The following is a 12,393-nucleotide window of genomic DNA, read 5'->3' as shown; positions in this document are numbered from 1 at the left end:
CCTGAAGTCTCCTTAGCCGATCTTGCGAGCGGTGTTGATCACGTTGATGCCGTTGAAGCGGGTGGTGCTTGATCCGTGCGATACGGCGCTGACCTGGCTCGGCTGGCCCTTGCCGTCGAAGAAGGAGCCGCCCATGCGCCAGTCGCGCTGGTCGCAGATCGCACTGCAGGCATTCCAGAATTCCTGGGTGTTCGACTGGTAGGCGACGTCCTCCAGTGGACCGACGATCTTGCCGTTCTTGATCTCGAAGTACATCTGGCCGCCGAACTGGAAGTTGTAGCGCTGCTGGTCGATCGAGTACGAGCCGCGGCCAAGGATGTAGATGCCCTTCCTGACGTCGGCGACCATCTCGTCGGGCGTGAGCTTGTCCTTGCCGGCGGCCAGCGAGACGTTGGGCATGCGCTGGAACTGCACGCTGCTCCACGAGTCGGCGTACGAACAGCCGTGCGACTCCTTCTCGCCGATGACGTGGGCCTGGTCGCGCGTGGCCTGGTAGTTCACCAGGATGCCGTCCTTGATGATGTCCCAGCGCTTGCACTTGACGCCTTCGTCGTCGTACGCGACAGCGCCGAGCGAACCGGGCGTGGTCTTGTCGGCGATGAAGTTGACGCGCTCGGAGCCAAACTTGAATTTTTTGGTCTGCCATTTGTCCAGCGTGGCGAAGCTGGTGCCGGCGTAGTTGGCTTCGTAGCCGAGCACGCGGTCCAGCTCCGTCGGGTGGCCAACCGATTCGTGGATGGTCAGGAACAGGTGTTCGGGACTGAGCACGAGGTCGTACTTGCCCGGCTCTACCGACTTGGCTGTGAGCTTGACCTTGGCGTTGCGGCCGGCCGCGCGCGCATCCTCGACCAGGTCGGTCGAGCGCGTGTACAGCGTGGCGACGCCGCCGGCGGCCTGCACCTTGTCGGCCGGACGACCGTCGAAATACTCGAAGCCCATGCCGACCGGCGAAGCCATGCTGTTGCAGGTGCGGAAGCGGTTGTTGGCCTTGTCCACCGCGGTGGCCGCCACCGGCGCCCACAGGCGATGGATGTCCTGGTCGATGTAGGACCCGTCGGTGGAAGCGAAGTACTTCTGCTGGTTGACCTGGAACAGGCTGGCCGTCATGAAGGTGGCGCCGGCGTCGAGGCCGGCCTTGCTGGCGACGACCAGCATGTCGGCCTTGTCCTTGACCGGCACCGTGCGCCAGTCGCGCGTCATCGGCGTGGCCCAGCTGACTTCGCCGACGCCCTTGACCGGCGCCATTTTCAGCGGTTCGGTTTGCAGCTTGGCGTTGGCGCGCGCGATGGCCACGGCCTGGCGCGCGGCGCCGGCCACGCCGTCCGGCGAGACGTCGTTGGTCGAGGCGAAGCCGTAGGCGCCGCCGGCGATCACGCGCACGCCGACACCGTAGGACTCGGTGTTGACGACGTTTTCGACGTTCAGGTCGCGCGTGGTGATGAACTGGTTCAGGTAGCGGCCGATGCGCACGTCGCAGTAGCTGGCGCCGGCCTTGGTGGCTGCGTTCAGCCCGGCGTCGGCCAGCGCCTTCTTGAACGACAGCGCCACGGGGTTGAGCAGTTCTTCCGCGGCGATGGCGTTGCCGAACACCGGCACCAGCATGGCGCCGGCGGCGCCACCGCCGATTTTAAGAAAGGTACGTCGTTCCACAAACTCTCCGTTACACAGCGTCCGACAGGGACGTGAAATTAAAGTCGCGCACTTTCATCGGCGGGATCAGCATCGCGTACTGCACTTCGTCGCCCGCGATGATTTGCGGCTTGCCGATTTCCTCGATGTTGTTGAGCATCGTGACCGGGCTCTCGTTGAAGCGGAAGTTCTTGATCGGGTGCTTGATCTTGCCGTTCTCGATGTAGAAAGTGCCGTCGCGCGTGAGGCCCGTCAGCAGCACCGACTGCGGATCGACCAGGCGGATGTACCAGGTGCGCGTGACCAGCACGCCCTTTTTGGTATTGGCGATCAGCTCCGCGGTGGACTTGCCGGTGCCGGCCATGATCATGTTGCCCGGCGAGCCGATGGCGCGCTTGTCCATTTTTTTGGCCCAGTAGCGCGAGTAGTCGAGCGAGGCGACGCGGCCGTCCTTGATCATCGCCATGCGCTCGCGCGGCAGCATGGTGCCGTTATCCCACGGCAGGACCGGCACGTCCTTGTCCCACGGATCGGCCCAGATGTTGACCTGCTGGTCGAACAGCTTTTCACCGAGGCGGTTGCCGCCGCCCTTTTTCGACAGGAAGCTGCGGCCTTCGTCGGCCTGGCGCGCATCGAAGCCGGACAGCATGTAGCCGATCAGGTCGGACGTCGCGGCCGGCTCGAGGATGACGGTGTAGCGGCCCGGCTCGAGCGCCCTGGCGTCGACCGAGCGCAGGGCTTTTTCGATGGCGACGTCGGACGCTTCGCGCGGGTCGAACAGGGCGATGTCGCCGGCCGAGCGCTTGACCCAGCCGGAGCCGCGGCCGTCTTCCGTGCGCACGGTGCAGGTGAAGTCCACCGACGTGGCCTGCTGGTGGCCGAACACGCCGTTGGAATTGGCGATGGTTTCGAACGAAGTGCGGTCGGTGAAGAAGCCGGCGCAAACCAGCTTGTTCTTGCGGCTCGCCTCGATGCTGTAGGCCGCCGCCTGGGCGCGGAACTCGGGGTCGATGGCGGCGGTTTTGGCGCTGAAGGTGGCGCTGGGCTTGAAGGCCTGCTTGCCGACGGCTGGCATGAACTCGGGATTTTCCGGCGCCAGGCGCGCCAGGTCTTCGGCGCGGCGCACGACTTTTTCCAGCGACTTGTCGTCGAACTCGTTGATCGTGGCGGTGCCCTGCTTCTTGCCGTAGGCGACCGACACCGACAGCTGGGTGTTTTCGACCAGGCCGGCGGTGGAGACGTTGTTGCGGGCGTAGCGGATGTTGCCGGTGCGGTCGCCGGTGATGGTGACGGTGCACTCGTCGGCCTTGGTCAAAGCCATCACGCGGTCGGTGATGCGGAGGGTTTCGTCCTGGGTCAGAATCTTCATTGCGGTCCCCGGCTTAGCCGATCTTGCGAGCGGTGTTGATCACGTTGATGCCATTGAAGCGCGTGGTGCTGGCGCCGTGCGACACGGTGCTGACCTGCCCCGGCTGGCCTTTGCCGTCGAAGAAGGAGCCGCCCATGCGCCAGTCGCTGTCGTCGCAGATGGCGCTGCAGGCGTTCCAGAATTCCTGGGTGTTCGACTGGTAGGCCACGTCTTCGAGCTGTGCGCCGATCTTGCCGTTGACGATTTCGAAGAACAGCTGGCCGCCGAACTGGAAGTTGTAGCGCTGCTGATCGATCGAGAACGAGCCGGCGCCAACGATGTAGATGCCCTTCTTGACGTCCTTGATCATTTGATCCGGCGTGAGCTTCTTCGTTCCCGCCGCGAGCGAAATATTCGGCATGCGCTGGAACTGCACGCTGCTCCACGAGTCGGCGTACGAACAGCCGTGCGACTCCTTCTCGCCGATGATGTGGGCCTGGTCGCGCGTGGCCTGGTAGTTCACCAGCACGCCGTCCTTGATGATGTCCCAGTGCTTGCACTTGACGCCTTCGTCGTCGTAGCCGACCGCGCCGAGCGAACCCGGAATGGTCTTGTCGGCGATGATGTTGACGCGGTCGGAGCCGTACTTGAATTTCTTCGACTGCCACTTGTCGAGCGTGGCGAAGCTGGTGCCGGCGTAGTTGGCCTCGTAGCCGAGCACGCGATCGAGTTCGGTCGGGTGGCCGACCGACTCGTGGATCGTCAGCCACAGGTGCTCGGGCGAGAGCACCATATCGTATTTGCCCGGCGCGACCGACTTGGCGGTCAGCTTTTCCCTGGCCTGGCGGCCGGCGGCGCGGGCGTCCTCGATCAGGTCGTACGAACCCTTGTACAGCGTGGCGACGCCGCCCGCGGCCTGCACCTTGTCGGCGGCACGGGCGTCGAGGTATTCGTAGCCCATGCCGACCGGCGAGGACAGTCCCTGGCGCGAGCGGAACTTGTTGGTGGACTTGTCGACCGCGGTGGCGGTCAGCGGCACCCAGATGCGATGGATGTCCTGGTCGATATAGGAGCCGTCGGTGGAAGCGAAGTACTTCTGCTGGTTCACCTGGAACATCACCGAGTTCATGAAGCTCGCGCCGCTGTCCATGCCGGCCTTGTTGGCCGCTATCAGCAGTTCGGCCTTCTCCTTGACCGGGACCGCGCGCCAGTCCTTTTTGATCGGGGTGGCCCAGGCCACTTCGCCGACGCCCTTGACCGGAGCGAGGCGCACAGGTTCGGCCTGCAGCTTCGAGTTGGCCTTGGCGATCGCCACGGCCTGGCGCGCGGCGTTGGCCACGCTGTCGGGCGACATGTCGGAAGTGGCGGCGAAGCCGTAAGCGCCGTTGCACAGAACGCGAACGCCGACGCCGGCCGATTCGGTGTTGGTGACGTTTTCGACGTTCAGGTCGCGGGTGTTGATGAACTGGTTCAGGTAGCGGCCGACCCGCACGTCGCAGTAGCTGGCACCGGCCCTGGTGGCGGCGTTGAGCGCGACGTCGGCCAGGGTCTTCTTGTATTTTTCGGCGAGGGGGGTGAGCAGCTCTTCGGCCGCCACCGCGTTGCCGAACACCGGCACCAGCAAGCTGCCCATCGCCAGGCCGCTGATGTTGAGAAAAGTACGACGTTCCATGGTATCTCCTGACAAATCGATGACGGGGGCAGCGGCGCTGCGGCAGCTGGTACGGCACAACCTGAATCGGGTCCGGCGAAAATCTCGGGCAACCATAACAGTTACGAAACAGTTTGAATAGGCAAATGTTGTGCCACTGGCTAAGTGCTTGATTTTGAAATGGCGTGCGTCCGTCAAGTGTGTCCGGGGGTGTCCGCGGGTGTCCGGCGCGGACGGCGCGACATGCATATATATGGCGCCTCCCAACGCTTCGCTTGACCGCGGCGGCGGCTTGGTTGATGATCTGGCCACCTCGAACAACAACACGGAGACACCATGAAACGAATCATCCTGGCCGCCATGCTGGCAGCTGGCCTGTGCGGCGGCGCGCAGGCAGCCGACGACGCGCTCAAGGCCGCGATCGCCAGCAGCACCCGCCTGCCGGCCAACGTGGCCCGCGACGGCGCGCGCCATCCGTACGAGACCCTGTCCTTCTTCGGCATCAAGCCGAACATGACGGTGGTCGAGCTGGTGCCGGAGGGCGGCTGGTACACCGAGATCCTGGCGCCCTACCTGCGCGAGCACGGTGTGCTGATCGGCGCCGGCGACGAAGTCAAGCCGGAAAACCGGTACGGCATGATGTTCATGAAGAAGGTCAACTCGAACCCGGTCTACGACAAGGTGCGGATCGGGATCTTCCAGCCGCCGGTGAAGTATGCGATCGCCCCGGCCAACAGCGTCGACATGGTGCTCACCTTCCGCAACATGCACAACTGGGTCGAGCTGGGCGACGACAAGCTGCAGGAAGCGCTGAAAAGCGTCTACACGGTGCTCAAGCCGGGCGGCGTGTTCGGCCTGACCGACCATCGCCTGCCGGCGTCGATGAAACAGGACGCCACTGCCAGCACCGGCTACGTTTCCGAAGCGTGGGTCATCAAGCAGGTCGAAGCGGCAGGCTTCAAGCTGGTGGCGAAATCCGAGATTAACGCCAACCCGAAGGACAACGCGAATCATCCGAAGGGCGTGTGGGCGCTGCCGCCGACGCTGGCCAACAAGGACGACAAGCGCGCCGACTACCTGGCGATCGGCGAAAGCGACCGCATGACGCTCAAGTTCGTCAAGCCCTAAGCGGCGCCGCCGGACCGGAGCGGCTGGCACGCAACAGAGGCGCCCGGCCGGCGTCAAATACTTGTCTTTCGGAAACTGATTGGTGTTATTCTGAAACGCTAGTTATTTGAAGCGCACGCAACAGGGATTTTTTGTGGTCAAGGCAGGATTCATCAAGAGGGCCCGCGGGTGGCTGGCTGTGGCCAGCCTGCTCGTACTGGGCGGCTGTCATCGCGAGGAGCGCGCCGCTACGCCGGCGGCCGCGGCGACGCCAATCACCATCAACGCGCTGGTGTGGGCGCCCGACTGGCCGGAAGAGATGCACGAGGTGGCCAGGCAGTTCATGCGCCAGAACCCCGACGTGCGGGTCAACGTGCAGTTCATGGTGGGCAATTCGGTCGAAGAGAACATCAAGCCGAAGGTCGCCTCGCGCAACCTGCCGGACCTGATGTCGGTCAATCCGAATCCGTACGCGGCCGCGCTGGCCGACCAGGGCGTGCTGGCCGACGTCGGCCACACCGCGGCCTGGAGCCGCATGCTGCCAAGCCTGAAATCGGACTGGATCACGCAGGACGGCAAGCGCTTCGGCATCGCCGGCGGGGTCGCCGCCACCGTCATCTACTACAACAAGGACATGTTCGCGAAGGCCGGCATCGACAAGCTGCCGACCAATTTCGCCGAATTCCTCGACGTGTGCGCGCGCCTCAAGAAGGCCGGCTTCACGCCGATTTTCTGGAACGGCGGCTTCCCCAACATCATCGGCAACGGCGCCTTCAGCTTCGGCTTCGCGAACAATGTCGCGGCGCGCACCCCCGACTGGAAGGCGCGCATCGCCGACGGCACGCTGAGGCTGGACACGCCTGCCGGCGCCGACATTTTCGCGAAGATCCGCACCGTGGCGCAGCGCGGCTATGCGCAGCAGAACCTAATGCGCTCGACCTACGACGAGGGCATCCGCTCCTTCGTCGAAGGGAAGACCGCGATGGCGTTCCAGGGCACCTGGGCGGCCGGCAGCCTGTTGCACGGCAAAGGCTTCCAGACCGGGGTATTCCTGCCGCCATGGAACGACAAGGGCGCCGCGGCGGTGCCGGTGATCGGCAGCGAGACGGGCTTCGCCGTGTGCGAGACGCCGAAGAAAGAAGCGGCGATCCGCTTCCTCGAGTTCATTACCGGCGAAGGCTTCGCGCTGCAGCAGGCCAAGCGCCAGAACATCTCCCCATTCGCGCAAGCGCCCGGCGCGGCGACCGGCGATCCGCGGATGGTCGCCTATCTCGAAGCGGCCGGCCGGGCGCCGGTCACGGGCAGTCCGTATTACTCGATGCTGCCGGCGAATACGATCGACATGCTGCATCCGCTGATCCAGGAGGTCCTGGTGGGCAAGGCCACGCCGCAGCAGGCGGCGCGCCGGCTCGATGCGTCGATTCGCGACGAAGCAAAAAAGCATTTCAAGTAGGCGGGCATGAACAAGACCGCCGACTACCTGTCGCTGCGCCTCCTGCGCAAAATCGGCATCCGGCCGCGCCTGATCGGGGCATTCGTGATGTTGTCGCTGCTGCCGCTGGTGATCGCCGGCGTCATCTCCTACGCCGAATCGACCGCCGCGATCGCCGAGCGCACGCGGGTGCTGTCGACCGAAGTGGTCAAGCAGGTGTCGAAAAACATCCAGCTGGAGATGGCCAAGCTGGAGTCGGACACCGAAACGCTGGTGCTGTCGGACCGGGTGCAGGATGCGCTGGCGCAGTATGCCGGCGGCGACGAACTGGCGATGACGGCGGCGCGGCGCGAACTGATGCGCGCGCTGCTCGACCGCTATGGCTCCTACGATTTCATCAACCAGAAGTACCTGCTCGACCGCGACAACCGGATCATCGACACGCAGGTGTTTTCCACGCTGTCGCGCGGCGTGGTGCAGTACGTGGAGCGCGCACCCAAGCTGCTGGGGCGACCTTACTGGGGCATCTACGACAACGCATCCGGGCAGAAAAGCATGGTGCTGCTGCGCGCGATCCACAACAAGGCAAACAACCAGCTGGCGGGGAACCTGTTCCTCGGGGTGCGCCCGAGCCACTTCTCGTCGATTTTCGAGGACGTCAACCTGGGCAGCGGCAGCGACATCTTCGTGCTCGACTCCGAAGGCGGAAAAGTGGTGGTGGGCGGCACAAGCGGAACGCCCGATGCGGCGCTGACCGACGAACTGCGGCGCAGCATGCAGCGCGGTCAGCGCAGCGGCTTCGCCGGCTACGACAGCACGCGTGGCGGGCGCCAGCTGGCGGCCTACTCGCAGGTGGCTGAAACCGGCTGGTTCGTGGTCGCCACCATCCCGCAAAGCAAACTGACGATCGAAGCGCAGGAAGTGCGCGACAAGAGCATCCTGATCGGCCTGGCCGGCTTCGTGATTTCGATCGTGTTCGCGGCGATCCTGGCGCGCAGCATCTCGGCGCCGCTGGAGCGGCTGATGCAGAGCATGCGCGACACGGAGCGCGGCAACTACGCGCGCCCGCTGACGCCCGAGGGCAGCGACGAGCTGACAGTGCTGACGCGCCAGTTCAACGAGATGGCCGGCACGGTCGCGCGCCAGCACGAAGAGCTCGAGGAACGCGTCAGCGAGCGCACGCGCGACCTGGCGGCGGCCAACGACAAGCTGGCGGCGCTGTCGATGACGGACAGCCTGACCGGCATCGCCAACCGGCGCCGCTTCGACGAGGTATTCGCTCAGGAGCTGCTGCGCTCGACGCGGGCCAAGGCGCCGCTGGCGCTGCTGATGCTGGACGTGGATTTCTTCAAGGCTTACAACGATCATTACGGCCACCAGGAAGGCGACGCCTGCCTGCGCCGCGTGGGCGAACTGCTGCAATCGCATGCAAGGCGGGCGAGCGACCTGGCCGCGCGTTACGGCGGCGAGGAGTTCGTGATGATCGCGGCCGAGACCGACGGCGCCACGGCGATGGCGCTGGCCGAAACCATCCGCGCCGCGGTCGAAGCGCTGCAGCTGGAGCATGCGCGATCGCCGCTCGGGTTCCTCACGGTGAGCATCGGTGTGGTGTCGCTGGTGCCGGACGAAGCAACCAGCGCGGGGCAGATCCTGCGGCTGGCCGACCAGGCGATGTACCGGGCCAAGGACCAGGGGCGCAACCAGGTGGCGATGGCGCGCAGCCGCGTTGCCGAATGAAGATGGGGTCAGGTCCGCGAGGCGAGCCCCCTGGACTGTCGGCGTCACGAACTGTAATTGCCCGCTCGTAAACCTGAATACAACTTAACGGAACTCAAAATCGATTTTTTGCCATCGCGTAACTTCACCAATGATTCTTCTCAGCAAGGAGTTGATGATGGCGAACGATGCGGATCAGATCTTGCAATGGTGCGAGGAAGAGTGGGACAGGTGGAAGAGCGACTGTAGCGGATTCGTAAAGGCTGTCAGCACTCGAGCGGGCGAATCATTATTTGGCCGAGCAAATCAGATCATCGACTTCCTTGGGACGTCGAACCGGTGGGAGAACCTCGGTGCGGATGCCGCTACCGCGACAGCGCGTGCGGTCAGCGGCTCACTGGTAATAGGCGGCTTGAAGCAGCGGCCAAATGGCCACGTCGTGATTGTGGTGAAGTCGGCGCCACTAAACTATCCGGTGGGGTATTGGGGACGATTAGGGGCCGTAGGCAGAAAGAATACGACCGTGAACTGGAGCTGGAATCGGCGCGACCTCGCGCTCGTTCATTATTTCGCCGCAGTGTTGTGATGGCCGCTTCCATATCCGTAAGATGGGGGAGCGCGCTCGCATTGTGCGCTGTGGCGGCGAGTGCAGCGAATGCCGAATGCAGGCTTCGTCCGGTGACGCCTGTGGGAAGCACAGCCCAGGCCAACGGGCAAACCATTCAATTGGGCGTCGCTGACGACGCAATCCGTCCTGTTGCCTGGCAGGGGCCTCTGATGGCCGATGCATGCACGCTCGATCTCGGGATTATCGAGGGACCGCTGATGATGGCGAATGCCAGGATGCTTTACGTGCCAACCTTTTCCGGCAGCGTACGGCGATTGTTCCTGGTGGATTTGCAAGCCTGCAAAATACGCTGGCAGAGTGCAGCGTTTTCGGGGAAGCTAGACATCGCGCCGCGCTCCCTGTTACTCGGAGACAGGCGTATTGCGATCGACTCGCATTGCAGCCCGGTTGGGTCGAAGAAGTAGATTCTGTCCGCGCCGCGAACCAAGGACTGGGTCAGGTCCGGCGGACCTGACCCGGTTTTTATCGGCGCGCTTCGACTATTACAGGTCTTTTGCGGGCGGCTTGACCGGGACGAAGGTCAGGTCGGCGAAGTCGAAGCTGAAGTCGGTCTCGGTCGACACCGGCGCCATCTTCATGCGCTCGATGCTGCCATCGGGATTGAGCGAGAACGTGACGTAGGCGTCGGCGTTGAAGTTGCGCTCCTTCCAGCGGACGATGAAGGTGTCGTGCTGGAAGTGCTCCAGCGCCCCCGTCAGGTCCGGCGTGCGCGAGAAGCTCAGCACGTGCTTGCCGCCCTCTGGCTTGATCGTCACCTTGCCGTACCACGCGTCCTGGTATTCGCCGTCATAGGCGGCCAGCGCCAGCGACGGCTGCGACTTGCCGGCGCGCTTGCCGGCCGCGCCCTTCACGCGCGCCAGCTCCTTCTCGTGCGCTTCGCGCGTGACGTCGCCGTAGCGGCCGATCCAGTCGGTCGGCGTCACGCCCAGATAGTGATCCAGCATCCGGTACTGCAGCGACGCCATCGCCGGGCTGCTCTCGGCATTGGTCAGGATCGCGATGCCCAGCTTCGCTTCCGGCACCAGCGTGACCTGCGAATAGAAGCCCTGCAGCGCGCCGCCGTGCATCGCGATCTTCATGCCCTTGTAGTCCTTGAGCTGGAAGCCCAGTCCATAGGCGCTGAAGTTCGGACGCGTCGCGGCCAGGGCCGGCTTCGGCTCGTTGATCTTGATCGGCGTCTGCGCGGTCCACATCTCGCGGCTGCGCGCCTGGGTGTACAGGCGCTTGTCCGAGCCTTCGAGCTTGCCTTCGTTCAGCAGCACCGTCATCCAGCGCGCGATGTCCTCGGCGTTGGTGTTGATGCCGACCGCGCCCTCGCCGTTCGGCACCGGCATCGATTTGACAGCGGTGATCTTGTCGTCGACCTTGGCGTGCGCGTTGGCCTGGTTGGCCACGCCGGCGTTTTGCGCCAGGCTGGTGGTGGTCGAGGTCATGCCGACCGGCGCCAGGATTTTCTCGCGCACCGTCTCGCCCCACGACTTGCCGGACTTCTGGGCGATGATCTTGCCGGCCACGATGTACAGCAGGTTGTCGTAGGCGTAGCTGTTGCGGAAGCTGGTCGCCGGACGGATGTAGCGCAGCTTCTGGATGATCTCGTCGGACGTGAACGTCGTCGTCGGCCACCACAGCAGGTCGCCGGCGCCCAGTCCCAGTCCGCTGCGGTGCGTGAGCAGGTCGCGCACCGTCATTTCGTGCGTGACGTAGGCATCATACATCTGGAAGTCGGGCAGGTGCCTGGTCACCGGGTCGTCCCACGCGAGCTTGCCTTCGTCGACCAGCATGGCCAGCGCCACGGCGGTGAATGCCTTGGAGTTGGAGGCGATCTCGAACAGGGTCTTGCCGTCGACCGGCTCCGGCCTTCCCAGCTTGCGCACGCCGAAGCCTTGCGCCGCAATGACCTTGCCGTCCTTGACGATGGCGATCGCCATGCCTGGCACGTCGAAGGTTTTCATCGAGCGCAGCACGTCGGCTTCGAGATTGAATGCGGGAGCGGCGATGGCAGCACTGGCGGCGGCCGCAGGTGCTTCGGCGAAGGCGCCGAAGCTGGAGAAGGCCAGCAGCAGCGCTGCGGCGAGGCGATTCATCGGGACCATGTCTTCCTTAGTTTGAAACGGGCGCGAGCAGAATAGCACTTTCGTCCGGCGGGCGAAAGCGGGGATACTTGACTACGCAAGTATTTTAGCTCTGCTATGATCGGCCTCCCCTTTCCTGGATCATTGCATGGACGCATTCCTCGTATCGACCGGCATCGTCGCGCTGGCTGAAATCGGCGACAAGACGCAGTTGCTGGCCTTCCTGCTGGCCGCCAAATTCCGCCGCCCGGTGCCGATCGTGCTGGGCATCTTCGCGGCGACCATCGTCAACCACGCGTTCGCCGCGGCCGCCGGCGCCTGGGTCAGCAGCGCGCTCGGGCCGGACGTGATGCGCTGGGTGCTGGGCCTGTCCTTCCTCGGCATGGCGGCCTGGATCATGGTGCCGGACAAAATCGACGAGGACGAGGCCAAGCTGGCCAAGTACGGCGTGTTCCTGACCACGCTGATCGCGTTCTTCCTGGCGGAGATGGGGGACAAGACGCAGATCGCCACCGTGGCGCTGGCGGCGCGCTATTCGTCCACCATTGCAGTGGTGGCTGGGACGACGTTCGGGATGATGCTGGCGAATGTGCCGGCGGTGTACTTCGGCGAGCGCATCGCGAACCGGGTGCCGCTGCGCGTGGTGCACGGGATTGCGGCGCTGATTTTTGCGGCGCTCGGTGTCGCGACGCTGCTGGGAGCGGGCGCCAGTCTCGGATTCTGAGATGGAGGTGGAGCAGGGGTTTAGTGAAGCGAAGCTTCGCTCCTGCGGAACGGTCGAGCCCTGCAGGGCTCGACTCCTTCCAGGTC

10 protein-coding genes are annotated in these 12,393 nt (G+C 64.4%); 6 read left to right on the top strand and 4 right to left on the bottom strand.

The features are described from left to right. Positions 1-12: 12 nt before the first annotated feature. From AC1D02_RS21175 to AC1D02_RS21165, 3 genes are read right to left on the bottom strand one after another with little or no spacing between them, the layout of a single operon-like run. Positions 13-1,650: a TldD/PmbA family protein gene (locus tag AC1D02_RS21175; RefSeq protein WP_477320443.1), complete on the bottom strand. Its 1,638-nt coding sequence runs from the start codon at positions 1,648-1,650 to the stop codon at positions 13-15. A gap of 10 nt (positions 1,651-1,660) precedes the next feature. Continuing rightward, entirely contained in the window at positions 1,661-2,998 is a 1,338-nt protein-coding gene (locus tag AC1D02_RS21170; protein ID WP_477320442.1) for a TldD/PmbA family protein, read from the bottom strand. Positions 2,999-3,011: 13 nt separating this feature from the next. Then, positions 3,012-4,649 carry a TldD/PmbA family protein gene (locus AC1D02_RS21165; protein ID WP_477320441.1) on the bottom strand — a complete coding sequence of 546 codons (1,638 nt, stop codon included), beginning with the start codon at positions 4,647-4,649 and terminating at the stop codon, positions 3,012-3,014. 315 nt (positions 4,650-4,964) lie between these two features. Between AC1D02_RS21165 and AC1D02_RS21160 the strand changes: the two genes are divergently transcribed. The 5 genes from AC1D02_RS21160 (at position 4,965) to AC1D02_RS21140 (ending at position 9,915) form a co-directional block, all read left to right on the top strand. After that, positions 4,965-5,756: a class I SAM-dependent methyltransferase gene (locus AC1D02_RS21160; protein ID WP_477320440.1), complete on the top strand. Its 792-nt coding sequence runs from the start codon at positions 4,965-4,967 to the stop codon at positions 5,754-5,756. A 178-nt stretch (positions 5,757-5,934) separates the two neighbouring features. Next, on the top strand, positions 5,935-7,188 hold the full coding sequence (locus tag AC1D02_RS21155; RefSeq protein ID WP_477320439.1) for an ABC transporter substrate-binding protein: 1,254 nt from the start codon (positions 5,935-5,937) through the stop codon (positions 7,186-7,188). A 6-nt stretch (positions 7,189-7,194) separates the two neighbouring features. Next, positions 7,195-8,904 (top strand): sensor domain-containing diguanylate cyclase, encoded by a 1,710-nt coding sequence (locus AC1D02_RS21150; RefSeq protein WP_477320438.1) that lies wholly within the window; start codon positions 7,195-7,197, stop codon positions 8,902-8,904. 154 nt (positions 8,905-9,058) lie between these two features. After that, positions 9,059-9,469 (top strand): hypothetical protein, encoded by a 411-nt coding sequence (locus AC1D02_RS21145; protein ID WP_477320437.1) that lies wholly within the window; start codon positions 9,059-9,061, stop codon positions 9,467-9,469. After that, positions 9,469-9,915, top strand: a complete 447-nt coding sequence (locus AC1D02_RS21140) for a hypothetical protein (RefSeq protein WP_477320436.1) — start codon at positions 9,469-9,471, stop codon at positions 9,913-9,915. The genes AC1D02_RS21145 and AC1D02_RS21140 overlap by 1 nt, the downstream gene beginning before the upstream one ends. Positions 9,916-9,993: 78 nt before the next feature. On the opposite strand, the gene AC1D02_RS21135 is transcribed toward AC1D02_RS21140, so the two are convergent. After that, positions 9,994-11,604: a serine hydrolase gene (locus tag AC1D02_RS21135; protein WP_477320435.1), complete on the bottom strand. Its 1,611-nt coding sequence runs from the start codon at positions 11,602-11,604 to the stop codon at positions 9,994-9,996. Between the two features lie 127 nt (positions 11,605-11,731). On the opposite strand from AC1D02_RS21135, the gene AC1D02_RS21130 reads away from it, so the two are divergent. Then, positions 11,732-12,307 (top strand): TMEM165/GDT1 family protein, encoded by a 576-nt coding sequence (locus AC1D02_RS21130; RefSeq protein ID WP_477320434.1) that lies wholly within the window; start codon positions 11,732-11,734, stop codon positions 12,305-12,307. Positions 12,308-12,393: the final 86 nt, after the last annotated feature.

Source organism: Massilia sp. P1_C10 (genome assembly GCF_056406475.1).
The sequence above is the reverse complement of the archived record's forward strand: the minus strand, read 5'-3'. Positions and strand labels throughout refer to the sequence as shown.